Genomic DNA, 25,056 nt, shown 5'->3' with positions numbered 1-25,056 from the left:
TGCTCTTCAATTACCTTGCTCAGGAAACAGTGTGACCCGCAATACTACAATAGCGAGTGTCCTCATTTAGATTATTAGGCTAAAAATATTAGGGTGTGTTGAATATTCAAACATTAGGACTGACGATAGCTAAAATAGATACTGGTCAATTCATTAAGGTTAGGTTAAGCTTTCATTTATTAGACGCTATCAGCGCCATATTTATATGCAAGGCAACGCTTAATAAATGAAAGACGTCTTGGCCTTCTTTTATCATTTATAACTTATTTATCTTTATTAACTTCATTAACTTCTTTTATCTTTAATAATTAGCCTGTTTATGTCATCAGCACCCGCTCAACTGTCTGAGATGCTATTACCCTTATGGGTAAGCCTAAAGCTTGCTGGCGTGACAACCCTATGTTTATTACTCTTTGCAACGCCACTGGCCTATTGGCTGGCTAAATGCTCGAGAACACCTTGGCTGGCTCGTCTAAAAGTTATGGTAATGGGTATTATTGCCATGCCATTAGTCCTACCACCTACCGTTATTGGTTTTTATCTATTGCTTATAATGAGCCCAAATTTTGGTATTGGAAAAATTCTTGTCACGCATAACCTAAGTGCATTAGCCTTTACCTTTGAGGGGTTAGTCATTGGCTCTATCGTATACTCTCTCCCTTTTTACATTCAGCCTGTATATGCACAGTTTTTACGCATCCCAAAAAATGTGAGTGATGTGGCTTATTTGTTAGAGGCGAGTCGATTACGCCGATTTTTCCGAGTATCCTTACCTCAAGCCAAATCAGGCATTGTATTAGGTAGCCTTATTAGCTTTGCGCATACCATAGGCGAGTTTGGTGTGGTGTTAATGATTGGCGGCAGTATTGCTGGCGAAACCAAGGTCATATCTATCGCTATTTATGAACAGGTTGAAGCCCTAAATTATGATATGGCACATACCATGTCACTGATATTGATTATCATGGGAATTGTTCTAGTAGGCTTGATTGCAGGTATAAATAACGCCATTCAACGTCGATAGTGATTAAACGATAATTGAGACAGTAGTCCTTAGACCATAAGATTGAGACGATAGCAATTAGACGATAACGCTTAAAAGCAAGCTCACGCCCTAACCGCACACACGGCAATTTTTATTTTGGCGATAACGAATGTTATATTGAGTCATACTTCTCGCATCCCACGTTAAAAGCTGACCTGCAAGTGGGTTGTGTCCTAGCCCTAAATAGTAGAGTGCGGCATTTGCCTGGAAGTTGCCCATGACCGCTGTTGTACTGGCTAGAACGCCAGAGCTAACACAAGTCTGTTCTTCTGCCCGCCCATCTGAGCTGTTTGATAAAACATTACCAAACACACAATGATAACAACCTGTCTTTTTAGAAGGCTCATATAAGGCAAGTTGGCCAGACATCGCTATTGCCGAGGCTGATAATAAGGCAATGTTATAGTTAACACTGACTTGATTCAACAGTTCTCGAATGGCAAAATTATCCGTGCAATCAAGCAACAATATATTTGCATTTTTGTCTGTACTACTACCTGCATTCTCTTTTGTACTGTCGTCTGCACCGACGCTTGAACCTGCCAATTCAGACATTAATAATCGAATAATATCATCGATATTATCTGGCAGTAACCGTTCTACTTTGAAATCAATATGGATAAATGGATTTATTTGTTTTAAAGTCTCTGCGGCAGCTTCTGCTTTATAACGTCCCACATCTTCTGGCTTAAAAAGCGTCTGCCGTTGTAGATTACTCAGCTCAATAACATCATCATCGATCAAATATAGATGGCCTACGCCAGCGCGTGCAAGTGTCTCAGAAACAGGGCAACCCAGCCCGCCAGCACCGATTATAATTGCAGTACTTGCTCGCAATTTCTCTTGAGCACCAATACCCCAGCCCTCCAGAAAAATTTGGCGAGCATAAAGCATCAGCTCATCATCACTTAGCTGGTTATGACTTAGCTTTAAGTCGCTTGCTTCACTATGCTGTACTGTTGTGCTCATTAAGCAGATGCCTTAAATGTGTGATTTAATAAGCGAGAGATTTTCAAACCAGTGTTAGATTGAGCCATAATCTAGCCATTGCTAATTTGTGCTTGTCTTTTTTATGCTTGTCTTTCTACTTATTTATTGCTACTTATTTCTTACTACTTTTTTATTACTACTCAGCCATTATTACTTAGCCACTTTGAAGGTTCGTTATCGTAAAACTCCTGCTTCCAGACTGGTATATCTGCTTTAATGGCATCCAGTATCCACCTGCAAGCGTCAAAAGCAGGATAGCGGTGCTTTGACGACACCCCTACCCAAACTGCCATATCACCAATCTTAAGCTTACCAATACGATGAATTGCCACGGCATTGCTAATATCAAAGCGACATTTGGCCTCTTCAATAATGAGCTTGCCTTGGTTAATGGCTAACTTCTCGTACCCATAATACGTTAATTGACTCACAGCACTACCGTTATTATGATTGCGTACCCACCCTTCAAAAGTCGCTAAAGCGCCACAATGCTCATCTTTCAACATCTTTTTCAAACGTTGCTCATCAATCTGAGTATCGAGTAAAGCAAACCCCTGCTGTTGAGCAATTTGATATGCCTCATCGATACTATGAGATATTTGACTGGCGTGCTTATGTGCTTGCTCTGCACCCTCTAAAGTCTTCTGACTGCCAGCAACTTGCGAAGAGATGGATAGATCGGAAGTAGAGTTGGACATGGCTTTTGTCTCGCATATATAGCATAAAAAATAGTAATAGGACTGACGCAATATTATAAAACTTAAACGGCTAGCCACCCGCAACAGGGGGAATAAAAACGATGGTATCACCCTCTCTTAGTTTATCGTTCCAGTCTGCAAATTCATCGTTGATGGCGACGCGCACTTGTGACTCTTCTAAAGCAAATCCATACTCTGCTTGTAATTGTACATACAGCTGATTCAATGATGTATCGCTGTCTATTTGAAGGTTTTCTTGCCCTTTTTTGGCTTTATCTGCAAAACTGGCAAAATACAATACGGTAATATTCATCATGTTCTCTATTTTTATGATCAGCTCTATTTTTTATAATCGGCTCTATTTTGATAGTCAGACTTGCCACCGGTTTTGCTTACCAAGCGAATGTCATTTAGGATAATATCGTGGGATAATGCTTTGGTCATATCGTATATCGTCAAACAGGCCACACTGACAGCTGTCAACGCCTCCATCTCTACTCCAGTCTTATGGTTCACTTTCACGGTTGAGGCCACCTTAATTGCATGAGCAGCGTCGACATAATCAAACGTTAATGCAATTTTGTCTATAGGCAGCGGATGACAAAGTGGGATTAAATCATGAGTACGTTTTGCAGCCATAATACCGGCAATATGCGCAGTTTGGGTAATACTACCTTTTTTAGTCATGCCATCGGCAGCTTTAATTTGCCAGTAAATATCAGGGGGGAAAATTACATAGCCTTGGGCCACCGCTTGTCGAGATGTCACGGTCTTATGGCCCACATCCACCATATGAATATCGCCTTCGGCATCTAAGTGCGACAGTACCGCTTTACAACCGTTTGTTGTAGAGTCGTTATTTGGGTTGTCTTTATTCATAGTAGAGTTATGAGCTTCTAATGTTTTTGGCAATGTTTTTGGCATAATGGCTTAGCGTCAATATTGTGATGAATAGTTAGATGAATGGTCAAATAAGGCGTTAAATAATCAGTTAAAGGATAGCTTAAATTTAAATAATCCGTTCTATCGTTAGTTAAGTAGTGTTCCACATGCTAATTTAACGTATTGCTTGGCAAGCTGTTTTAAAGTCATCTGGCGTATTTAAGTTTGATAGAACATACCAACTTTTAGGCATTGTCAGTGCTTGACAAACGGGGTTAATAAAACTCATTACCCGCCTCTGCCCTGAGTCTAAATAATCGTTTAAATCTTCTGCTAAGCCTAATTGATACAGCGCTAATAAGGGGTACAATCGGTTATCGTCTCTTAAACATATAACTTTAGTGTCTTTACTAGATGCGGTTTTGTGTTCTGTGATAGACGACTCCTGTATATGGTGCCAAATATCCGCCGCAGAAACCAAACTATCACAGCTGACCACCAGTAACCACTTTGCTTTAATTAATGCTGTTTTTTTATTAAGTACAAAATAATGCATAGCAGACAAAATTGCGCCCAAAGGCCCTGCTGAGTGTTTAAGCTTGGTTTTAGTATTATGACCTTCAACTACCTTTATTGGGCAATAGTCTTTGATGTGTGCGACTGATACTGTGGGAAATTGCGCTAATAATGCATCATTAATTACATACCCTGCTCCAGCATCTGCGATCAAAATAGGCACACCAAACTGTTGGGCCTGTTTAAAATGATAATCAAGCAGGCTGTCACCTGAGGGCAATCTTAATAAGGCCTTAGGCGAGCCCATACGGGTGGATAGCCCACCTGCTAATATCAAAATGCCAGCGACTGAATCACTGATGTTTTGCGCATCAAACAAATGGTTGCCATTTTGGTCATTATGGTCGCTCAATCGGCGGCTAAAGCTCACTTTACGAACCTAGGTTAGTCGTGATCATGAGTTGGATTAATACGCATTAAATGCGGCACAAAATTACAAGGGCGCGTTCGGCTATCGAGCTGCTCTTTGATAATCTTATCCCATCCAGTGCGACACGCTCCGCCTGAGCCTGGTAGACAGAAAATAACGGTATTATTCGCCATGCCAGCAATTGCCCGAGACTGAATAGTAGACATACCGATATCATCTTTTGAAATCAAACGGAACATCTCACCAAAACCATCAACCGTTTTATCAAATAACACACTGACTGCTTCTGGGATGCTGTCACGGATATAAAAGCCCGTACCTCCTGTTGTAATCACAGCATGAATTTGGGGATCTGCCACCCATTTGCTAATAACCGCTCTAATTTGATAGATATCATCAGTTGTAAGTTCACGTTCAGCTAGTATGTGCCCCGCTTTGGTTACCTCATCGGCTAAGTATTGACCCGATGCATCCTCTCTCAAACTACGACTATCAGACACGGTTAAAACCGCAATATTTAATGGGATAAACGCTTTTTCTTTTGACATAATCTAACCTTAAAAAAAGAATGTAGAGTATATTATTTTTTGAGTTATACAGAGCTTATTGTCGCAATTTTTAAACAAATAACGCTTCTCATCTTTCATATTCGCCGCTAATCTCTTCATAACTATCATCTTCATAACTATCAATAGCGGCTTACTGTCAAGATAAGCCTTACCCCCCTATCATCGACAAATTATTCATAATGCCACTATTCGCTTCAGCAAGATGATGATGTTCTGGCTTAATAGGCATCAACCCGTGTAGTACTTCAATAAGTCCATTCACATCTTGGCGTTGTAGATAGTCTCGAACATCATAACTGCCTTGATCAAATAAACACAGATGAATCTTACCAAGACTACTGACTCGTAAGCGGTTACAGCTGTCACAAAAATGCGGGGCATAAGGTGCAATCATCCCAATCCGGCCTATATAATCAGGATGGCTATATTCTATGGCGGGCCCATCGGTCAACCCTCTATCTTGAGCAGTCCATCCGTTGTTTATCAAATAATTAGTAATTAAAGTCGATTGGGCGTGCTGGGCAAAAAATAAATCACGGTTATCACTGGTCTGCATAAACTCAATAAAACGATAGGTTATTGGCCGCGTTTTAACATAGTCCAATGCCGAGATTAACGTGTCATAAGCAGTGCTTTCCATCAAGATACCGTTTAGCTTTAACTTGATATCGGTCGTTTCAAGCAACGTATCTATATCCCTTAATAGCTGGGGTAATATACCAAACCCTGTCATTTGTTTAAAAGTGGCGGGGTCAAAGCTATCTATGCTGATGTTTAACTGATTTAGTCCAGCATGTTGCCAGTTTGCAATATGTTTACCCAGTTTATAACCATTACTGGTCATCGCTACCTTTTCGATGCCTGAGGTTGCTTTTACCACATCAATAATCTCAGTCACATCTTTGCGAATGGAGGGCTCTCCACCAGTGAGACGTACTTTTTTCGTACCCACTTTAGCAAAGGCTTGGATAAGCGTTTCAATTTCACTGTGAGTCAACTCGTTATCAGGTCGGCGACCTTGATACCCTTCGGGCAAACAATAGCCACAACGGAAATTACAGAAATCAGTGATAGATAGACGCAAGTAGGTAAGACGACGGGAGAAACCATCGGTTAGTGTGCTGTCATGAGCAGGGGATATAGGTTGTTGTTTAGAAGATATATTAACCGCTTTATGAGTTAATTTACCCATGGTTTTATTAATAGGACCATCAAATAGTGGTTCGTTGAATTCAGGCAAGTACAATTGCGCACTGCCCAGCGTCGAAGTAAGATGGTTCATATTTGATTACCGTGTGTTAACTTATTAGTGTGCGTTAAGCGTTGCCTCAAGTTGTGAACTAAAAATGTAATCTTTAGCCGTGTTGAACATTCTTAAACTAAACTATCATTATAGCAGTTAAATATCTGATAAGTATTTGCTATAACTATACTTCGATACTCCCATATTAAGAGATATCTTGAAAATTAAAACCCTTATGAGTAGGACTTTGAGCTTAATAGGACTTTGTAATTAAGAGAACATTAAGCTGATGGTTTTAAAACAATTCATACTGTCTTAAAACCCGTGTCATTTAAACTTTAATCGTTTAAACTCCCTATTGTCCAATAGCCCATATTACCTAAGACCCCTATCGTCGAAAACCCATATTTAAGACCAAGGTAGAGGCACCACTTCTACCTCTTCTCCAGCAGAAAGATTACCCATCTCTTGCGCTAACACAATCAAACAGTTAGCAAAGCTTAATTGCTTAATCCTGTGTGAGTCTTGTTTGCCAGCCGGTATAACCACATAAGCACCATGCTTTTTCTCTAAGATACCACGCTGAAAATCGGTGCGCCCAGGCGACTTCCTCACATCCTTACCCAGTCTCGCTAGCACGGATAAAGACTGGGGAATATCAGCCTCATTAGCGCCAGACAAGCGCCATAAAGTCGGCATAATAAACTGTAGCATACCGACCACTGTCGAGAGCGGGTTACCTGGTAGCCCAAAGTATAGTGTAGGTATGTTCAAGTCCTTTGATAGCTCCCCAAACACAAATGGCTTACCAGGTTTCATTGCCACCTTGTAATGATTAATCTGTCCCAGCTCTTCGATTACTGTGGTTAAAAAGTCATAATCACCAACCGATACGCCAGCGGTAGATAGCACCACATTACACTCTTGCATCGCAGTCTGTATCGCTTTGCGAGTCATCTCTAAATTATCCGGAATAATCCCATAATCATTAATTTCTATCGGCAATTGCGCCAGCATACTTTTAAGCGTCGGGGTATTGGAATTATAAATTTGCGCAGTCGTCTCTAACGGCATGCCCACAGCCACCAGCTCATTACCAGTTGCTACAATACCTACAACCAATGGCTTGTAGATCTCTACTTTTGCCACTCCTAAGTTCGCCAATAAGCTAATATCTGCTGGATTAAGGCGTTTACCGGGATGTAAAACCACTTCGCCGCGCTGAATCTCTTCACCTTGTTTGCGAATATTTTTATCAATAGACACCGTTGTGGTCAGCTCAATCGCATAGGCTTGTGACTTATCGATACTGTGTTTAATATCGGAAAAGTTTGTATTTTCTTGCATGACTACCGTATCACAACTACTCGGTACTACGGCACCGGTAAAAATGCGTACGCCCTGCCCAGCTTTTAGATCCCCTATATAAGGTGCCCCTGCCTGCGACTCGCCTACAATCTCAATGTCTGCACCTTTCTCAATTACACTGCCTATAGCGATAGCATAACCGTCCATAGCCGATAAATTTTGACGAGGAACATCAAAATCAGCAACCACCGCTGTCGCTAAAATATGGTTTTGACTGGCTAGCAAATCACGGGTTTCGGTTGGTCTATTGACTAACGGAAAATCCGTCTCATTGTATGTGATAACACGGTCAGTAATAGCGGCTTTTAGCTCGGTCACAGTAATCATCACGAAACTCTCTTTAAAAAATCTTATAGCTATCCAATATATTCTCAGCTATTTAGTCTACCATTTATAGGCTAACTTGGACTAATAAGCGATTGTAAATATTACAGAAAACGGGGCATGCAGATAAAGTTACTGCTGGTTATACTGTCATTAAAGCTTAACCATCCTCCCTAACAGCCCTTTTATACCTGTTAGTACGACCTAAGTTATACATTCATCTGATTTTTCAGCTTATGTCATCTCGGCTAAACCTTGTTAAGCCTACTTCTTAATAAGTAGTTGCTTACACTCGATCGCCTTGTAGTATAGTCAAAGAACCACTAAACGGCTACGTTTTTAGACTCGCTCAACTTACTATTTGTACAGTTTTCGCCTATCTGCCTTGTACCCATTTTAGAGTTCTGTGACTATAAATTTAAATTGAATTCAATATACAGCCGAAGGTAAAATTTTTATTATAATTGGTTTGGCTCTAGACTAGCAAAGGTTAAAATAAATCACTTAATCAAGTTGCAAAGCTGGCGCTGTAGATCATCAACATCTTGATTCCACCGCCACTCACACTCTTTTAAGTGAAGCTCGAAATTAGCAGTCACACCATTAAACTTAGCTAGCCTACGTTTGGTAAAGCTCCAAAAAGACTCAATACCGTTTATATGACAAGTACCACGTGCAAACTCATTAGATCCATGATGTACTCTAAAATGCTTGGCATAGCCTACATTAACTAAACCGTTGTAGCCACGCCAACCATCAGAGTAAATAACGCTATCGAGTTCGACTTTACCTTTGATAACCGCTTGTAATGTGGCTTTCTTGCAGTCTGGTACTATTTCAGTGTAGACACGACCTTGTCTCTCAAATACTCCAAAGACAGGCTGTTTTAACGTACCACGACCACGTTTTAGTTTGCCGTGATAGCCGCGTTGACGTTTAGCACCAAAGTATGACTCGTCAACTTCGATAGAGCCGTATAAGAGATTCTTTTGATTCACTTGATACTCATAAATCTCTTGTCTAAAAATACCATACCAGCGGTTAATGGTGTTACGATTTATATGAAGCAATAAAGCAGTTTTAGTAGCGTCAATATCAATGCTAAAACATTTTATGATTTTTTTAATCTTATATTGACTTAACTTACTGTTATAGTTCATGTTTCAAGTCTATCAGATGGTTCCTGCTAGTCTAGAGCCTTGAATATTTACAAATGGGACATTAAATGAGAGTATCAGCTGTTTTAAACAGTCCATTTAATAAGCGGTTATAAACAAATCTATTTCAGAGGTATCAGCTTTTTTTCCATTTTAGAAATAACAAGATTTTTGAAATTAGAATACTTAAGGTGTGACTATCATTGAGCTAGTTGAGAGGTAATAATCCTACCTATATTATTGAATATTACTACTGTACTAAATAGCGAATAACCAATATGTCAAACGCATGTGCTTAAACATGCCCTTAAAAAAACAGGGGTCGATTGATATGTCCTACTTGTACTGTCCTACTTGTACTGTCCTACTTGTACTGTCCTAGATATACTGCCTTTGATAGATAAAACCATATTTGTCATAGTTCTCATAAGTCACATCAAGTAGGGTAGTCAGCAATTCTGATTTATCAAAGTGGCGTACATTCATCATAACCGGGGATGTAATCTGTTCATCGACAAAAGACATGTACTGTATCTCAGTACTACGCACATGGTTCACTGTTTCTGGTACAAGCGCCACCCCTTCTCCAGCAGCAACCAGACCCAATACAATTTGTAGCTCCCGAACCTCTTTATAAAACTTAGGGGTAAATTGTCTTTGCTCAAATAACTCTAAAACTTGATCCATAAAACTGGGTCTTGGTTTACGGGGATATAAAAGAAGTGGTTCGTTAACCAGCTCTGATAACGCTAATTTTCGTTTAGGGTTATTTGCTAAATGATGGCTTGAGGGTACAGCCGCTACTAATTTTTCTTTGCGCAATAAAATTCGTCTAACCGAGGTATCTTCTAATCTGAGTCGACCATAACCCACATCTATTACCCCTTCTTTTAATGCCTCAGTTTGCTCAAATGAATTCAGCTCATGCAACTTTACTTGCACATTTGGGTAGTGTGCTCTAAAAGATCCAATAACCTTTGGCAAAAAACCTGAGAGTATGGAAGAGACAAAACCAATTGAGATGGTCTTATCAAAATTAGCCATGCGTGCCGTCATACTTTTCAAATTGTCTGCTTTAGCCAATATTTGTACCGCATGTTCATAAACAAACTCCCCAGCTTCTGTTAATTGCAAAGGTCTTTGACTACGACTAATCAGCTCAATGCCCATTTCGTCTTCTAACTGTTTAATCTGGCGACTCAATGGTGGCTGTGAGATATATAACCTCTTAGCGGCTGCATTAAAGCTTTTACATTCAGCCACAGCAACAAAATAACGTAAGTGTCGTAGCTCCATACGGCTATCCTTTATCTTAAAAGTGGACTAAACAGTAAATATTAGATTTTTAGACCGCTGCATTATACCTAAAAGGTATATTATGTTACTAAAATAAGTCTTAGACAACCATACTAGTAATATCTATAGTAGGTATTAATAAAAGGACTTTTATCACACCTAGTATCGCATCTAATATGATACTTATTCAGTTGCAAGGATGCCAAAGTGAACATTCAATCTATAAACACCTTACTTGTGCTGTACCCACTATACGCGCTCATAAATTATCGTGTACGGTCATGAATGAACAAGTTTTAGTGTTGGTACATATCCAGACCAATGATGGTTTTGAAGGTTGGGGAGAAGCCACAACTATCGGCGGACTTAGTTATGCTGAAGAAAGCCCGCATAGTATCAAAACCAATAGTGGCCTTAAAAATGCCTGTTTAATTGGTCAAATAGCCACGATGTCGGGCATAGATTTATATGGTGGCACGATGCTAGAAGGGCCTATTGGCACTATTGCTTCTGCTCATGCTTTTTCAACATTTCCTTCTCTTGCCTTTGATACCGAACTGTTTGGACCGCTTTTATTAACCGAAAGCATTCTCAAAACGCCACTGGATTATAAGGAATTTGGTTTAAACATCCCTAACACCCCGGGGCTTGGTATTGATGTCGATAAGGAAAAAGTTTACAGATTGGCACAACAGGCCAACCTTTGAAGCTGGCCCATAATGGCAACCAAAACAATAGGCCTTTAAACTAAACAAACGCTTATATTGAACTGTAAATGACCGCTAAAAGGAGATCGATATGTTATATCACGTACGTATGGACGTTTTAATACCAACAACAATGGATGCAGAGAAAGTGGCACAGCTTAAAGCTGAAGAAAAGGCACTGTCACAAAAGCTACAACAACAAGGAAAGTGGAGACATATCTGGCGTTTGGCTGGTGAATATTCTAATTTTAGTATCTTCGATGTTGATAGTAATGAAGAGTTGCATGAAATTATGATGTCACTGCCTTTATACCCGTTCATGAAGGTAGAGGTAACACCCCTGTTACGCCATCCCTCTTCAATTCGTGACGATGATAGCTAAAGATAGGAAGTAATTTTACCTATTGTTAAATTATTAAAAGAGTAATTTTAAGTTTTTAATCATCCATTGATTTCAGCTTACCGATAACATTGAAATAACTAACAGAATTGGTGTGGAAAAAGGGCTGTATGCCACCCAGCTGTAACGTTTAAAGTTAACTTACAAGCGAAGTATTGAGTACTCATTTTCAATACGATTTAACTAAAGTGGTTACCACAAGGAGAAAGACATGGAACGCCAGCAAATTGAAGCGCTAGCAGAAAAGTTCGTTAAAGGGAAAATTGATTATCCAGAACAAGTGAATCCGCGTGTTCAAGAGATTACACTACGTTTATTAACCGACCTCATGCAGGCCATTAATGATCTAAAAATTACTGCTGATGAGTATTGGGCGGGTGTGGAATACTTTGCGGACCTAGGTAAAGAAGCGGGTTTGTTGTCGCCAGGTTTAGGCTTAGACCATTTTATGGACTTATTGATTGAAGAAGACATGAAAGAGGCAGGTCTAGACCCAGAAGGGGGTACGATTCGTACTATTGAAGGGCCTTTGTATGTAGCGGGCGCTCCTGTAGAAAAAGGATTTGCGCGCCTTGATGACGGGACAGACCTTGAGAATGGCACTGTATTATTCATGCAAGGCACGGTTTATGGCGAAGATGGAAAACCTCTTCCAAATGCTAAGGTTGAAGTATGGCACGCCAACAGCCTAGGCAACTACTCCTTCTTTGATGAGTCGCAGTCTGACTTTAACCTTCGTCGCACCATTATTACTGATGAAAACGGCAATTATGGTTTCCGTAGCATCGTACCACTAGGCTACTCCGTACCAGAAGAAGGCATGACCAAAAAGCTTTTAGATGCTTTAGGTCGTCATGGCCATCGTCCAGCACACATTCACTTCTTTGCCACAGCAGAGGGTCATCGCAAACTAACCACCCAAATTAACATTGATGGTGATGAGTATCTATGGGATGACTTTGCTTTTGCGAGCCGTGAAGGCTTAGTGCCAGAAATCAAGATGATTGACGATGCTGAAAAGCTAAAAGAAAAAGGCTTAGATAAGCCCTACGCCAGCATCGATTTTGACTTCCATTTGGTTAAAGATATCGACGTACCGGTACAAGGTGCTGAGGTTAAGCGTCGACGCGCACAAGCTTAACCTTTCGTATCTATATTTATATTTGTATCTATAAATGTTGTCTGATAACTAAAGCCTAATAGCCCTGCTTGAGATCTATTAGGCTTATTCAAGATATTCCAGACGACAGAGTCAACAGATAATAGATAATTTCTCACGTACAACCTATTAAATTGATTACCTAATATCAAACTAAGTTATATATCAAACTTAGTTCAAAAGCATTTGTCTAAAATTTCAGCCAAACATTACAAAGGAAGTAGATTATGCAACAGCGTATAGATATTGTTCCTGAAGGATCAGAGATTAAAATTGATGATTTTTTAGTTGAAGATCATGATAAAGGCATATATCGCTTGCACCGTAGTGCCTTTACTAATGAAGCGCTTTTTGAGCTTGAAATGAAATATATCTTTGAGGGTAATTGGGTATATCTTGCTCACGAAAGCCAGATTCCAAATAATAATGATTACTATACTTCATATATTGGTCGACAACCAGTCATTGTTGCCCGCAATAAAGAAGGCGAGTTGCATTGTATGATTAATGCCTGCTCACACCGTGGTGCTCAGTTATGCCGCCATAAAAAGGGCAATAAGGCGACCTATACATGTCCATTCCACGGTTGGACCTTTAATAATTCAGGAAAACTACTCAAAGTAAAAGACCCACGTGATGCAGGTTACCCAGAGTGCTTCAATAAAGAGGGGTCACATGACTTAAAGCAGGTCAAACTTGCTAATTATAAAGGGTTTTTATTTGCCAGCTTAAATGATGATGTTCAGCCTATTGAACAGTGGCTAGGCGAATCTGCAAAAATTATAGATATGATTGTTACTCAATCAGATGAAGGTCTAGAAGTATTAAGAGGTACATCAACTTACACCTTCGATGGCAACTGGAAGCTGCAAGCGGAGAATGGCGCAGATGGTTATCATGTGTCTGCCGTGCACTGGAATTATGCAGCCACGACTGCGCGCCGTAAGGAACAAGAAGCCGTTAAAGAAGATAAGATCAAAGCGATGAACGCTGGTAAGTGGGGGCGTCAAGGAGGCGGATTCTACTCATTTGAAAATGGGCATCTGCTTTTATGGACCCAGTGGGAAAACCCTCAAGATCGCCCAAATTATGTATATCGTGATGACTATATTGCCAAATATGGCGAAGCAATGGCAGATTGGATGATTGGCCGTTCAAGAAACTTATGCTTATACCCTAACGTCTACTTAATGGATCAGTTTAGTTCACAAATCCGTATGTTAAGACCGCTGGCTGTCGATAAAACAGAAGTCACTATCTGGTGTATTGCCCCTAAAGGCGAAAGTGATGAATCACGTGCAAGAAGGATTCGCCAATATGAAGATTTCTTTAATGTGAGTGGTATGGCAACACCAGATGACTTAGAGGAGTTTCGCTCATGCCAAGAAGGTTATAACGCCATTAAACTCGAATGGAATGATATGTGTAGAGGTTCTGAACACTGGATAACGGGTGCTGACGCCGCTGCCGAAACCATTAATCTTAAACCAATATTAAGTGGTGTTAAAACCGAAGATGAAGGGTTATATACCATTCAACACGGTTATTGGCAAGAGGTTATGAAGAAGGCGCTTCTCAAAGAGCGTGAATTAAACTCTTAGCGCTTAGCCGAAACATAAACGGCCGATACGATACATAGCTGCATAGCTGCATAGCTGCATAGCTGCATAGCTGCATAGCTGCATAGCTAAACATAATAGTGCGACGTTCGCTTAAGTACAACAGCAAGTTTATGAAGGACTATACGACGATGGACACCATAAATAACGGAATTGTAAATATTGACAGTGTGTTACAGATTGAAAAGATACGCCAATTTTTATATAGAGAAGCCCGTCTACTGGATGAGAAAAACTGGGAAGAGTGGTTAGATTGCTACGATGAAAGCTGTCCATTTTGGATGCCCAGTTGGGATGATGATGGCGAGTTGATAAGTGACCCCAATCGCGAAATTTCACTCATTTATTATCCAGATCGCAGTGGTCTAGAAGATCGTGTGTTCCGTATTGAAACAGAACGCTCTTCTGCCACAATCCCAGATACGCGTACCTTACATACTCTTTCTAATATTGAAGTGCTTGACGACAATCAAGGTATCGTATCGGTCAGATTTAACTGGTTAAATAAGTCATTTCGTTATAATCAAACGAACACTTATTGGGGGTTTTCAAAATACAAAATTGATATGACTAGGGAGAGTCCTAAGATTTTGGATAAGTATGTAGTGCTTAAAGACGATTATGTCCATCAAATTATTGATGTCTACCACATTTAGGATTTAACTGACGACATACCATTCAAGTTCAAAAATGAGGACCAGCTCATGGAATATAGTATTGCTTTGCAGTTTGAAGATGGTGTGACCGGGTTCATTAAATGTGCAGATGATGAAACCGTAGCAGAAGCTGCCTATCGCCAAAAATTTAATATCCCTGTGGATTGTCTTGATGGGGCTTGCGGCACTTGCCGCTGTCACTGTGAGTCAGGTAAATATGATATGCATCCAGATATGTATATCGATGAAGCCTTGACTTCAGAGGAGGCAGATCAAAGCTATGTTTTGACGTGCCAAATGATTCCAGAGTCTGATTGTGTCATTAAAGTCCCTACCTCATCACAAGCTTGTAAGGTTGATCAAGGTAGCTTTAAGGGGAGTTTAAGCTCAGTTAATAAGTTATCTGATACCACAATTCACTTCTCAATCAAACTAGATAACCCAGAAGATATGACCTTTCTGCCGGGACAATACGTGAATGTATCCTTACCAGGAACGAACGAGACCAGATCCTATTCTTTTAGCTCAGCACCCAATAGCGATCAGGCTGAGTTTGTTGTTAGAAACATCCCAAATGGCAAAATGAGCACGTTTTTATCTAAAGCTGCGCAAGTTGGTCAGGATATGAGCTTTATCGGGCCTTATGGTAGCTTTTATTTACGACCCATAACCCGTCCCGCCCTATTTTTAGCAGGTGGTACTGGCATTGCACCGTTTTTATCTATGTTAAAAAGCTTAGAGGTAACCGGTGCTCACTACCCTATTAATCTCATTTATGGTGTGACAAATGACGAAGACTTAGTGGCGCTTCAAAATTTAGATGAGGTAAAAGCCAATCACAGCTGGTTTGACTATCGCACTTATGTCGCTAGCGACTTAAGTAATCATGAACACAAAGGTTATGTGACCTCTCATATTGAAGATCAATGGCTCAACTGAGGTAATGTGGATATCTATCTATGTGGTCCTATGCCAATGGTAAATGCTGTCAGTGGGTGGCTGGACACCCAAGGTATCGAACCTGCCAACTTTTATTATGAGAAGTTCACGCCCAGCGAACAGTAACAGGCACAACTTAAGGCTAGATAACAGTAACTGAAATAAACAGTAACCGAGATAAACAATAAAAGTAACTGGGATAAAAGCTATTACGATACAGGCCAATAGGCTAAAGACTGTCACGATAAAGGTAACTCGGATATCAAGGTAGGTAATGACAAAGTAGGTAACGACAAAGTAGGTAGCGATAAGGTAGGTAACGACATGGAAAATATGCGTTTTAATGATAAGGTTTGCATTGTTACAGGCGCAGCTCAAGGAATTGGAGAAGGAGTAGCCCGTGCTATTGCAACAGAAGGCGGTAAGTTGGTTTTAGCAGACCGTAGCGAGCTCATTCATGAAGTAGCTGATGACATTAAGTCTCAAGGTACAGATGTTATTGTGGTAACCGCTGACTTAGAAACCTTTGATGGGGCAAAAAGTGTAATTGACGCAGCCGTCGAGCACTTTGGTCAAGTTAATGTGGCCATCCATAACGTGGGTGGAACAATATGGGCTAAGCCTTTTCAGCATTATCAGGAGGATGAAATTGTAAAAGAGATAAATCGCTCTTTATACCCAACGCTGTGGGGATGCCGAGCGGTATTACCTCAAATGATCGCTCAAGGCAGTGGGTCTATCGTCAATATCTCATCCATTGCCACCCGAGGTATTAACCGGATTCCGTATTCTGCGGCAAAAGGTGCGGTAAATGCCATGACTATAAGTCTGGCATTAGAGCACGCTGGGGATAATATTCGGGTAAATGCTATAGCAACAGGGGGGACAGAAGCGCCACCAAGAAAAATACCTCGTAACCCTAACCCTTTGACAGAAGATGAAAAAGTTTGGTATCAACAAATCGTTGATCAAACTATTGACTCTACTTTAATGAAACGCTATGGCACAATTGATGAACAAGTGAATGCTATTTTATTTTTAGCATCCGATCAAGCCAGTTATATTACAGGCACTATACTTCCCGTAGGTGGTGGGGATAAAGGCATGGGCGCATAACCCAATACATGGGTGTGCTATACAAAAGGACTTAATAATGATTAATAAAACCGAGCTAAACATCGATGAGGCCATCCGCCACATAAAAGATGGTGACACAGTTATGATAGGCGGCTTTGGCAATGCTGGTCAGCCTGCAGAGCTCATTGACGCACTCATTCAGCATGGTGCTAAAAACCTAACCATAATCAGTAACAATGCCGGTAATGGTACACATGGGCTGGCCGCTTTATTGAAGGCCGGACAAGTAGATAAAATGATTTGTTCATTTCCTCGCCAACATGACTCCTTTGTCTTTGATGAGTTATATCTGGCAGGAAAAATTAAACTTGAATTAGTTCCCCAAGGCAATCTAGCCTGTCGAATACAGGCAGCAGGCTCGGGTTTAGGTGCGATTTACACCCCGACGGGTTATGGAACCCTCCTAGCTGAGGGTAAAGAAACCCGAGAAATTGATGGTAAACACTATGTACTGGAATATCCGTTAAAGGCTGATGTCGCACTGATTAAAGCGTATAAAGGTGACCGTTGGGGTAATTTGGTTTATCGTAAGACAGGCCGAAACTTTGGACCAATTATGGCCATGGCGGCAGATATCACTATTGCTCAAGTGCAAGAAACGGTCATGCTTGGGGATTTAGACCCCGAACACATTATTACACCCGGTATCTTTGTTCAGCATATCGTTCAAATATAGCGTTTAACCTTATATAAGGAGTTTCCAAATGAGCTTTACTCCCCGAAGCCAAGAAGAGATGGCACAGGCCGTCGCTCGTGATATACCCGAGGGCTGGTATGTGAATTTAGGCATAGGTCTACCGACCCAGATTGCCAACTATTTACCTGAAGATAAAGACTATTTTTTGCACAGTGAAAATGGTTTGTTAGGCATGGGCCCTGCCCCCTCCGAGCTAGAACAAGATGAAGATCTTATCAATGCTGGTAAACAGTACGTCACACTATTACGTGGCGGCAGCTTTTTTCATCACGCTGACTCTTTTGCCATGATGCGAGGTGGTCACATCGATTTATGCGTATTAGGGGCTTACCAAGTCGCAGAAAATGGTGACATTGCTAACTGGAGTACAGGTAAAGAAGGGGCCATTCCCGCTGTTGGCGGTGCGATGGACTTGGCAGTCGGCGCTAAAAAAGTCTATGTCATGATGACCCATCAAACCAAAAAAGGGCACCCAAAAATTGTTAAAAACCTAACATTCCCAGTCACAGGCTTAGGCTGTATTGATCGTATCTATACCGAATACGCTACGATTCAAGTGACCGATGAAGGGCTTAAAGTAATCGATATGATAGAAGGACTAACCTTTGATGAGCTGCAAAGCATGACGGATGCACCACTCAGTTTAAATGAATCACTTAAAAATTAAATAACTCGTATTTCTGCAACAACTTAAATAAATCAAATAGATAGCTTAAATCACTTAAATATCTTAAATAACTTAAATATCTTAAAAACAAGGAGGTTTTATGACCCAAGCCGATGCCCAGCCTATTGAAGCCTATATCTGTGATGCTATCCGCACACCTTTTGGTCGTTACGGTGGCAGTCTGTCTAGCATCCGAGCGGATGATCTCGGCGCCATCCCTATTAAAGCACTGATTGACCGTAATCCTACTGTGGATTGGACTCGTGTTGATGATGTCGTTTATGGCTGTGCAAACCAAGCAGGCGAAGACAATAGAAACGTTGCTCGTATGGCGGCGTTGTTAGCGGGTCTGCCAGTTGAAGTAACGGGTAATACAATCAATAGGCTTTGTGGTTCTGGGATGGATAGTATCGGTATCGCTGCTCGAGCAATTAAGTCAGGTGAGCAAGCGCTTCTAATAGCAGGGGGTGTGGAGAGCATGTCACGTTCACCCTTTGTCATGCCCAAAGCGACCAAAGCATTTAGCCGAGACAGTAAAGTTGAAGATACCACTATCGGCTGGCGTTTTATCAATCCAAAAATGAAGAAGATGTATGGAGTTGATAGCATGCCTGAAACGGCGGAGAATGTGGCCGAAGACTTTAAGGTCAGCCGTGAAGATCAAGATAAATTCGCCTTATTGAGCCAACAAAAAGCGGCTGCCGCTCTACAGTCCGGTGTTTTGAAAACTGAGATTACACCCGTGACCATCCCTCAGCGCAAAGGCGATGACATTGTTGTCGATACAGATGAGCACCCGCGCCCAAACACTACCCTAGAAGCCTTAACCAAACTCAAACCCTTTGTTAAGGCAGACGGTACTATAACTGCCGGTAATGCATCTGGCGTCAATGACGGTGCGTGTGCCTTACTGATTGCCTCTAAAGCCGCTGCTGAGGCCAACGGATTAACTCCAAAAGCAAAAATTATCGCCATGGCAACCGCAGGGGTTGAACCCCGAATCATGGGTTTCGCGCCTGCCCCTGCCAGCAAAAAGGTATTGCAGATGGCAGGTTTGACGCTTGATCAAATGGACGTCATAGAGCTCAATGAAGCCTTTGCATCGCAGGGCCTTGCCGTGATGAGAGACTTAGGATTGGCTGATGATGACCCACGTGTTAACCCGAATGGCGGTGCCATCGCATTAGGCCATCCGCTAGGCGCATCAGGTGCAAGGCTTGTCACGACGGCCATGTATGAGCTTATTCGTACTAATGGACGCTATGCGTTATGCACCATGTGTATTGGTGTCGGTCAGGGCATCGCCATGATTATTGAGCGCGTATAATACCGACACCGCCTACTGCCCTAACCGGCTGTGTTTTTATTTATTAGCTTCTATTTATCAGCTTCCATTTATTAGTTTTTAGCGTTAATAGCACCTTTTATATCGATTTAAACATTAAAGGTATGATTATGACCACTGACAAAATGACCGCTCACAAAATGACCACTCACAAAGTTACCAGCCATGACGACATCATTCTAAACGTTGAAACGCATGGCGATAAGTCTCATCCTGCTTTAATCTTCTCGAACTCATTGGGTACCAATATTAAGATGTGGCAACCTCAAATCGAAGCCCTTCAATCAGACTTTTATATCATAACTTACGACACTCGCGGGCATGGTGCATCTGGCGATAAAAGCAACCAACGCTGGGCTCTTGCGGACTTAGGTAAAGATGTGATTACCATTTTAGAGTATCTAAATATCGATAAAGCGAGCTTTTGTGGCATCTCAATGGGCGGGTTAACGGGTCAATGGCTCGGCATCTATGCCGGTCAGCGATTTAATAACATTATCGTTAGTAATACAGCCGCTAAAATCGGTCAAAAAGACGCTTGGGACATGCGTGCTAATCAAGTACGTGAGCAAGGGTTAAATGCTTTGGCTGAGTCAGCACCGTCACGCTGGTTTAGCGAAAACTTTATCAATCGCCATCCTGACAGCGTGCAAAACTTAGTTAATCAGATGAAAGCAGGCAGTGCAAATGGATACGCCAATTGCTGCGAGGCACTTGCCGACGCTGATGTGCGTGATAAGGTCAATCAGATCACAGTGCCAACTTTAGTCGTTGGGGGCGAGTTTGATCCAGTGACCACAGTTGAAGATGCAGCATGGTTGGCAGATCATATTGGAGATAATGCAGTGTTGGCAACCGTGCCCGCTTCCCATATCGCTAATATCGAAGCTCAAGCAGAATTTACCGCATTGATTAGGAGTTTTATAACCCGCTAATCATGACTTAAGCACTAAAAGACTTAAACACTAAAAGCTTCTGCAAGTGAATAATAAGCTCTACATGTCGCTACTGTCTTTTATAGATATTTATTAAAATCAAAGATATGAGCTAAAGAATATATCAACAAAAAATTATGACAACTAAGGGAATAGATAATAGCAATTAAGGATGACTGAATGAGCGATATAAGTGATGTAATAGAAAGAGACACTGAAACAATAAATTATGTTAAAGCCTTAATTGGCTTAATAAGTGGCTTAGCTCTCATGTTACTTTTACCGGATTCTTTATCTTTTTCTGGAAGAGCTGCAGCAGGGTGCGCTTTATTAATGGCCATCTGGTGGATGACAGAAGCGATACCTATCCCAGTGACATCAATGTTACCCCTTGTTCTTTTCCCATTATTTGGCATCGGTACTTTTTCAGAAATGGCGGCACCCTATGCGAATTCTGTTATCTTCTTAGTTTTGGGTGGTGTTATTCTAGGTCTTGCAACAGAGCGTAGCCACTTACATCGCCGAATTGCTCTTCTAACTATCAAAATGGTAGGAACAAGACCAGATCAAATTGTTCTTGGGATGATGATATCGTCAGCTTTTATTTCAGCTTGGATATCCAATACGGCAACAGCAGTCATAATGGTTCCAATTGGTGTATCAATTTTAAAGCTTGTAAGAAACCTAGAGTACAATCAAGATAAAGCTCATCATGATTACAAGTTTTCTGCCTCATTGATGCTGGGTATTGCTTATGGTGTCACTATTGGCTCTACAGCTACTCTGATTGGTCAACCACCTACAGCATTAATGGCCGCTTATCTACAGGAACAGCAAAATTACACTATTGGCTTTTCTGAGTGGATGATGGTAGGTGTTCCATTTGCCATAATTATGCTATTAATTGCATGGCTTTTATTAACTAAAGTCATATATCGCTCTGATTTAAAAGAGCTTCCGGGAGGGGCTAATTTAATCCGAAGAGAGATATTAACTCTTGGACCAATGAATAAAGCAGAAACTAGGGTTGGGATTATATTTTTAACAGCTATATTTTTCTGGGTTTTTGTTCCTTTAATTTCAAAACTTGCTTTTGTGAATGATCTGTTGCCCTTTCTAGCAGGTATTTCCTCTTCTCAAGTTGCAATGGCAGCAGGTATTGCTTGTTTTATTGTTTCATCTGGAGAGAAAGATAATGAAGGTAAACCTATAGCTTTACTGACGTGGGATGCTGCAAGAGATATACCTTGGGGTCTATTACTTTTATTCGGAGGTGGATTAAGCTTGTCAGCAGCCTTTACAATGACCGGTTTGTCAGACTGGATTGGTACTCAGGTTGGGACACTAAGTGATCTGCATCCTATTATTATTACGATGGTTGCGGCAATTGTTGGGCTTGGTTTAACAGAGTTAACCAGTAATACAGCGACAGCAGCCGCTTTTTTTCCGATTATGGGGGCCGTTGCAGTAGGTGTCGGAATTGACCCATTGATTATGACTGCCGTAATGACTTTATCAGTATGTTCCGCTTATATGCTGCCAGTGGCAACCCCATCAAATGCTGTTGCTTTTGGTTCAGGTGAAGTGTCGATTAAGCAGATGGTCCGTGCAGGTGTATGGCTTAACATAATTTCTTTAGTCATTATTTTTGTGATGGTGCAAACACTTGTACCCATGGTTTTAGGAAGATAATGTCATATAAAAACAAAATGGCAGGTTTTCTCCTAAATCTAAAAAAGGATTGGTCAGTATCGGCAACTGTGGCTGGTTTCTTAGCCGTGTTAATCTCTTTTTCAGGCCCACTGATCATCTTTTTCCAAGCGGCGCAACAAGCGGGGGTATCAAACGCAATGATGGCCTCTTGGATATGGGGGGTCTCCATTGGTGCGGCAGTTTCTGGCATCTTTCTTTCAATAAAATATAAGAGCCCAATCATTACTGCTTGGTCTGCACCCGGTACAGCATTATTGGTTACCTTGTTTCCCAACATGAGTTTAAACGAGGCCGTTGCGGCGTACATCCTTGCTGCTATCATTATTTTTTTAGTTGGTATCACTGGATCATTTGATAAGCTGTTACAACTCATCCCCAAAGGGATTGCTGCGGGCATGATGGCAGGCATCTTATTTCAATTTGGCATAGGGTTATTCACTGCTACTGATAGTATGCCGTTTATCGTTTTTAGTATGCTGCTGTGTTATCTATTTGCAAAACGTTTCTCGCCTCGATATACCATGCTTTGGGTATTGCTATGCGGTATTCTTTTAAGCTTTGTATTAGGCACAGTCAATCAAGTAGATGTCGATATCGCCTTGACAGTACCCACGTTAATTGCTCCGCATTGGACTTGGGATGCGGTTTTTAATCTTGCCATTCCGCTGGTTATCGTCAGCTTAACAGGGCAATTTCTTCCAGGTATGTCGATTCTACATCTTAGCGGCTATCAAACCCCTGCCAAACCCATTATCTCTGTGACCAGCTTGGCGTCTCTGGCTGTCGCCTTTGTTGGCGGGATTACTATTGTACTCGCGGCTATAACAGCCTCTTTATGTACCAATAAAGATGCACATGAATTAAAAGAAAAACGTTATATAGCGGGTATTTCTAATGGGCTTTTTTATATTTTAGGCGGTTTATTTGCAGGCAGCATTGTCGCCTTATTTAGCCTACTGCCTGAAGAACTAGTGGCAGCATTAGCTGGGCTGGCTTTATTAGGTGCCATAGGCAGTAATATGTCTATTTCAATGGCGAATGGGGCTCAAAGAGACTCAGCGTTAATTACTTTTTTAGCAACGGCATCTGGTATGCAGTTTCTAGGCATCAGCTCAGTATTTTGGGGCGTGGCGATTGGTATGATTGCCTATCATGTGTTCAACTTTAACACCCCTAACCAACTTAACCCTCCTTCTCGCTAAGCTTATCATATAGAGCTTAAGGTATGATCTACACTACACAACGACCTAACTTAAGTTACCAAACCTGATTTATTACAATAATGGTTAACGATATTATCAAGTAGATATTATCAAGTAATTGTTACGACATATTCTGTCGCTTATCTTTGCTACTCTATTGCTAATCCATTACCCATTCCTTATGATTAAAACCATAGATTCAATATGGTTTTAATCGTAAGGAATGACATGAAACAAACCAACGCTTACACTGATAACAGCTTTGCATCCTCCGACCTCAAGACCATATTGCACTCAAAACGTGCCAATATCTATTACCTGTCACATTGCCGTGTGATGCAAAAAGACGGACGTGTGCTATACCTTACTGAAGAAGACAAAGCCAACCTTTACTTTAATATCCCTATTGCCAATACCACCTCTCTCCTACTCGGTACAGGCACCTCCATTACTAATGCCGCCATGCGTCTGCTATCCCAAGCGGGCGTGTTGGTAGGCTTTTGCGGTGGAGGTGGCACGCCTTTGTTTATGGGTAATGATCGTGAAGTGTTTATAGAATGGATGACCCCTCAAAGCGAGTATCGACCTACCGAATATATTCAAGGCTGGATGCAATGGTGGTGGGATGATGACAAACGCTTGCAAGCGGCTCAAATCATGCAAGTCGCTCGTATAGAGTTTTTACGCTCAGTATGGCGACGTGACAAGGACTTCAAACAGCATGGCTTCGACAGTAGCAATGAACATATCGCAAGCTTGCTGGATGAGCATAAACGGCAAATTATGTTGCAAGATAGTGCTATGCATCTACTGCAATTAGAGGCTCGCTTGACTAAAGCGCTGTATAAATTGGCGGCACAAAATACAGAATATAGTGGTTTCACACGCGATCATGAGGGTATTGATAAAGCCAATGGATTTCTAAATCACGGCAACTATTTGGCTTACGGCTTGGGCGCTACCACCGCTTGGGTGCTCGGCATTCCACATGGCTTTGCGGTGATGCATGGCAAGACTCGTCGTGGCGCATTGGTGTTTGATATTGCCGATATTGTCAAAGATGCACTGGTGTTACCGCTGGCGTTTATCTGTGCCAGCGAGAATTTAAGCGAACAAGAATTTCGCCAAGAATGCCTCAACTATTTTACCCAATATGGAGCACTTGATGAAATGTTTGAGGTGGTTAAGGCGTTGGCTTTAAAGACGGATTGGGACTAGTTGTTAAATATTAACTCTAAAAAACAAACTTAGAATGATTAGCCAATCCCGCTTTCACTACTATCTTGGCTGACACTGTGGCGTGCGCTAATGGCACGTGTCGTTCCTGCTACCACGATATCGCCACTTGCCAAGCGCACGCAC

At 41.3% G+C, this 25,056-nt stretch carries 23 protein-coding genes and 3 pseudogenes; 16 read left to right on the top strand and 10 right to left on the bottom strand.

From position 1 onward, the window contains the following. Positions 1-319 precede the first annotated feature (319 nt). Positions 320-1,024, top strand: a complete 705-nt coding sequence (modB, locus tag AC2SLL_RS00310) for a molybdate ABC transporter permease subunit (protein WP_486529678.1) — start codon at positions 320-322, stop codon at positions 1,022-1,024. Between the two features lie 90 nt (positions 1,025-1,114). Here modB and AC2SLL_RS00305 read toward each other — a convergent pair whose 3' ends face one another. The 10 genes from AC2SLL_RS00305 to AC2SLL_RS00260 all read right to left on the bottom strand — a co-directional run bounded on the left by AC2SLL_RS00305 (position 1,115) and on the right by AC2SLL_RS00260 (position 10,518). Beyond that, entirely contained in the window at positions 1,115-2,014 is a 900-nt protein-coding gene (locus AC2SLL_RS00305; protein ID WP_486529677.1) for a HesA/MoeB/ThiF family protein, read from the bottom strand. Between the two features lie 161 nt (positions 2,015-2,175). Beyond that, positions 2,176-2,733, bottom strand: coding sequence for a molybdenum cofactor biosynthesis protein MoaE (locus tag AC2SLL_RS00300; protein WP_486529676.1), 558 nt, complete (start codon positions 2,731-2,733; stop codon positions 2,176-2,178). Positions 2,734-2,803: 70 nt separating this feature from the next. Beyond that, the gene (gene moaD / locus AC2SLL_RS00295; protein WP_486529675.1) at positions 2,804-3,046 is read right to left on the bottom strand and encodes a molybdopterin converting factor subunit 1; all 243 of its coding nucleotides are present in this window, start codon (positions 3,044-3,046) and stop codon (positions 2,804-2,806) included. A gap of 26 nt (positions 3,047-3,072) precedes the next feature. Next, the gene (gene moaC / locus AC2SLL_RS00290) at positions 3,073-3,612 is read right to left on the bottom strand and encodes a cyclic pyranopterin monophosphate synthase MoaC (RefSeq protein WP_486529901.1); all 540 of its coding nucleotides are present in this window, start codon (positions 3,610-3,612) and stop codon (positions 3,073-3,075) included. Between the two features lie 178 nt (positions 3,613-3,790). Next, complete coding sequence (mobA, locus tag AC2SLL_RS00285) at positions 3,791-4,561, bottom strand: molybdenum cofactor guanylyltransferase (protein ID WP_486529674.1); 771 nt, start codon at positions 4,559-4,561, stop codon at positions 3,791-3,793. A gap of 14 nt (positions 4,562-4,575) precedes the next feature. Further along, a complete protein-coding gene (gene moaB, locus AC2SLL_RS00280) occupies positions 4,576-5,109 on the bottom strand; it encodes a molybdenum cofactor biosynthesis protein B (RefSeq protein WP_486529673.1) in 534 nt (177 codons plus the stop codon). A 169-nt stretch (positions 5,110-5,278) separates the two neighbouring features. Further along, the gene (gene moaA, locus AC2SLL_RS00275) at positions 5,279-6,322 is read right to left on the bottom strand and encodes a GTP 3',8-cyclase MoaA (protein ID WP_486529900.1); all 1,044 of its coding nucleotides are present in this window, start codon (positions 6,320-6,322) and stop codon (positions 5,279-5,281) included. A gap of 459 nt (positions 6,323-6,781) precedes the next feature. Then, entirely contained in the window at positions 6,782-8,068 is a 1,287-nt protein-coding gene (locus AC2SLL_RS00270) for a molybdopterin molybdotransferase MoeA (protein WP_486529672.1), read from the bottom strand. Positions 8,069-8,565: 497 nt separating this feature from the next. Beyond that, positions 8,566-9,225 carry an IS1595 family transposase gene (locus tag AC2SLL_RS00265; protein WP_486529671.1) on the bottom strand — a complete coding sequence of 220 codons (660 nt, stop codon included), beginning with the start codon at positions 9,223-9,225 and terminating at the stop codon, positions 8,566-8,568. A gap of 375 nt (positions 9,226-9,600) precedes the next feature. Then, positions 9,601-10,518, bottom strand: a complete 918-nt coding sequence (locus AC2SLL_RS00260; RefSeq protein ID WP_486529670.1) for a LysR family transcriptional regulator — start codon at positions 10,516-10,518, stop codon at positions 9,601-9,603. Positions 10,519-10,694: 176 nt separating this feature from the next. On the opposite strand from AC2SLL_RS00260, the pseudogene AC2SLL_RS00255 reads away from it, so the two are divergent. The 15 genes and pseudogenes from AC2SLL_RS00255 to cas1f form a co-directional block, all read left to right on the top strand. Beyond that, positions 10,695-10,859, top strand: a pseudogene (locus tag AC2SLL_RS00255) (hypothetical protein); the annotation flags it as partial. A 54-nt stretch (positions 10,860-10,913) separates the two neighbouring features. Then, positions 10,914-11,225, top strand: a pseudogene (locus AC2SLL_RS00250) (enolase C-terminal domain-like protein); the annotation flags it as partial. Between the two features lie 91 nt (positions 11,226-11,316). Then, positions 11,317-11,607, top strand: coding sequence for a muconolactone Delta-isomerase (catC, locus tag AC2SLL_RS00245; protein WP_486529669.1), 291 nt, complete (start codon positions 11,317-11,319; stop codon positions 11,605-11,607). Positions 11,608-11,836: 229 nt separating this feature from the next. Continuing rightward, positions 11,837-12,766, top strand: a complete 930-nt coding sequence (catA, locus tag AC2SLL_RS00240) for a catechol 1,2-dioxygenase (protein ID WP_486529668.1) — start codon at positions 11,837-11,839, stop codon at positions 12,764-12,766. 245 nt (positions 12,767-13,011) lie between these two features. After that, a complete protein-coding gene (benA, locus tag AC2SLL_RS00235; RefSeq protein WP_486529667.1) occupies positions 13,012-14,385 on the top strand; it encodes a benzoate 1,2-dioxygenase large subunit in 1,374 nt (457 codons plus the stop codon). A 149-nt stretch (positions 14,386-14,534) separates the two neighbouring features. Then, positions 14,535-15,059 (top strand): benzoate 1,2-dioxygenase small subunit, encoded by a 525-nt coding sequence (gene benB / locus AC2SLL_RS00230; protein ID WP_486529666.1) that lies wholly within the window; start codon positions 14,535-14,537, stop codon positions 15,057-15,059. 48 nt (positions 15,060-15,107) lie between these two features. Beyond that, positions 15,108-16,124, top strand: a pseudogene (benC, locus tag AC2SLL_RS00225) (benzoate 1,2-dioxygenase electron transfer component BenC). 198 nt (positions 16,125-16,322) lie between these two features. Next, positions 16,323-17,114, top strand: a complete 792-nt coding sequence (locus AC2SLL_RS00220) for a 1,6-dihydroxycyclohexa-2,4-diene-1-carboxylate dehydrogenase (RefSeq protein ID WP_486529665.1) — start codon at positions 16,323-16,325, stop codon at positions 17,112-17,114. A 37-nt stretch (positions 17,115-17,151) separates the two neighbouring features. After that, a complete protein-coding gene (locus AC2SLL_RS00215; RefSeq protein ID WP_486529664.1) occupies positions 17,152-17,811 on the top strand; it encodes a 3-oxoacid CoA-transferase subunit A in 660 nt (219 codons plus the stop codon). Between the two features lie 28 nt (positions 17,812-17,839). Next, the gene (locus tag AC2SLL_RS00210; RefSeq protein WP_486529663.1) at positions 17,840-18,499 is read left to right on the top strand and encodes a 3-oxoacid CoA-transferase subunit B; all 660 of its coding nucleotides are present in this window, start codon (positions 17,840-17,842) and stop codon (positions 18,497-18,499) included. A 100-nt stretch (positions 18,500-18,599) separates the two neighbouring features. After that, positions 18,600-19,826: a 3-oxoadipyl-CoA thiolase gene (gene pcaF, locus AC2SLL_RS00205; protein WP_486529662.1), complete on the top strand. Its 1,227-nt coding sequence runs from the start codon at positions 18,600-18,602 to the stop codon at positions 19,824-19,826. 128 nt (positions 19,827-19,954) lie between these two features. Beyond that, positions 19,955-20,779, top strand: coding sequence for a 3-oxoadipate enol-lactonase (gene pcaD / locus AC2SLL_RS00200; RefSeq protein ID WP_486529661.1), 825 nt, complete (start codon positions 19,955-19,957; stop codon positions 20,777-20,779). A gap of 180 nt (positions 20,780-20,959) precedes the next feature. Beyond that, complete coding sequence (locus AC2SLL_RS00195; protein WP_486529660.1) at positions 20,960-22,471, top strand: SLC13 family permease; 1,512 nt, start codon at positions 20,960-20,962, stop codon at positions 22,469-22,471. A gap of 17 nt (positions 22,472-22,488) precedes the next feature. Then, the gene (benE, locus tag AC2SLL_RS00190; protein WP_486529899.1) at positions 22,489-23,694 is read left to right on the top strand and encodes a benzoate/H(+) symporter BenE; all 1,206 of its coding nucleotides are present in this window, start codon (positions 22,489-22,491) and stop codon (positions 23,692-23,694) included. Between the two features lie 228 nt (positions 23,695-23,922). After that, positions 23,923-24,912: a type I-F CRISPR-associated endonuclease Cas1f gene (gene cas1f, locus AC2SLL_RS00185; protein ID WP_486529659.1), complete on the top strand. Its 990-nt coding sequence runs from the start codon at positions 23,923-23,925 to the stop codon at positions 24,910-24,912. Positions 24,913-25,056: the final 144 nt, after the last annotated feature.

Source organism: Psychrobacter sp. CX97 (assembly GCF_057396285.1).
The sequence above is the reverse complement of the archived record's forward strand: the minus strand, read 5'-3'. Positions and strand labels throughout refer to the sequence as shown.

Coding starts and splice junctions, on each gene's coding strand:
- modB (WP_486529678.1), top strand. CDS start 320: ATGTCATCAGCACCCGCTCAACTGTCTGAGATGCTATTACCCTTATGG.
- AC2SLL_RS00305 (WP_486529677.1), bottom strand. CDS start 2,014: ATGAGCACAACAGTACAGCATAGTGAAGCAAGCGACTTAAAGCTAAGT.
- AC2SLL_RS00300 (WP_486529676.1), bottom strand. CDS start 2,733: ATGTCCAACTCTACTTCCGATCTATCCATCTCTTCGCAAGTTGCTGGC.
- moaD (WP_486529675.1), bottom strand. CDS start 3,046: ATGAATATTACCGTATTGTATTTTGCCAGTTTTGCAGATAAAGCCAAA.
- moaC (WP_486529901.1), bottom strand. CDS start 3,612: ATGAATAAAGACAACCCAAATAACGACTCTACAACAAACGGTTGTAAA.
- moaB (WP_486529673.1), bottom strand. CDS start 5,109: ATGTCAAAAGAAAAAGCGTTTATCCCATTAAATATTGCGGTTTTAACC.
- moaA (WP_486529900.1), bottom strand. CDS start 6,322: ATGGGTAAATTAACTCATAAAGCGGTTAATATATCTTCTAAACAACAA.
- AC2SLL_RS00270 (WP_486529672.1), bottom strand. CDS start 8,068: ATGATTACTGTGACCGAGCTAAAAGCCGCTATTACTGACCGTGTTATC.
- AC2SLL_RS00265 (WP_486529671.1), bottom strand. CDS start 9,225: ATGAACTATAACAGTAAGTTAAGTCAATATAAGATTAAAAAAATCATA.
- AC2SLL_RS00260 (WP_486529670.1), bottom strand. CDS start 10,518: ATGGAGCTACGACACTTACGTTATTTTGTTGCTGTGGCTGAATGTAAA.
- catC (WP_486529669.1), top strand. CDS start 11,317: ATGTTATATCACGTACGTATGGACGTTTTAATACCAACAACAATGGAT.
- catA (WP_486529668.1), top strand. CDS start 11,837: ATGGAACGCCAGCAAATTGAAGCGCTAGCAGAAAAGTTCGTTAAAGGG.
- benA (WP_486529667.1), top strand. CDS start 13,012: ATGCAACAGCGTATAGATATTGTTCCTGAAGGATCAGAGATTAAAATT.
- benB (WP_486529666.1), top strand. CDS start 14,535: ATGGACACCATAAATAACGGAATTGTAAATATTGACAGTGTGTTACAG.
- AC2SLL_RS00220 (WP_486529665.1), top strand. CDS start 16,323: ATGGAAAATATGCGTTTTAATGATAAGGTTTGCATTGTTACAGGCGCA.
- AC2SLL_RS00215 (WP_486529664.1), top strand. CDS start 17,152: ATGATTAATAAAACCGAGCTAAACATCGATGAGGCCATCCGCCACATA.
- AC2SLL_RS00210 (WP_486529663.1), top strand. CDS start 17,840: ATGAGCTTTACTCCCCGAAGCCAAGAAGAGATGGCACAGGCCGTCGCT.
- pcaF (WP_486529662.1), top strand. CDS start 18,600: ATGACCCAAGCCGATGCCCAGCCTATTGAAGCCTATATCTGTGATGCT.
- pcaD (WP_486529661.1), top strand. CDS start 19,955: ATGACCACTGACAAAATGACCGCTCACAAAATGACCACTCACAAAGTT.
- AC2SLL_RS00195 (WP_486529660.1), top strand. CDS start 20,960: ATGAGCGATATAAGTGATGTAATAGAAAGAGACACTGAAACAATAAAT.
- benE (WP_486529899.1), top strand. CDS start 22,489: ATGGCAGGTTTTCTCCTAAATCTAAAAAAGGATTGGTCAGTATCGGCA.
- cas1f (WP_486529659.1), top strand. CDS start 23,923: ATGAAACAAACCAACGCTTACACTGATAACAGCTTTGCATCCTCCGAC.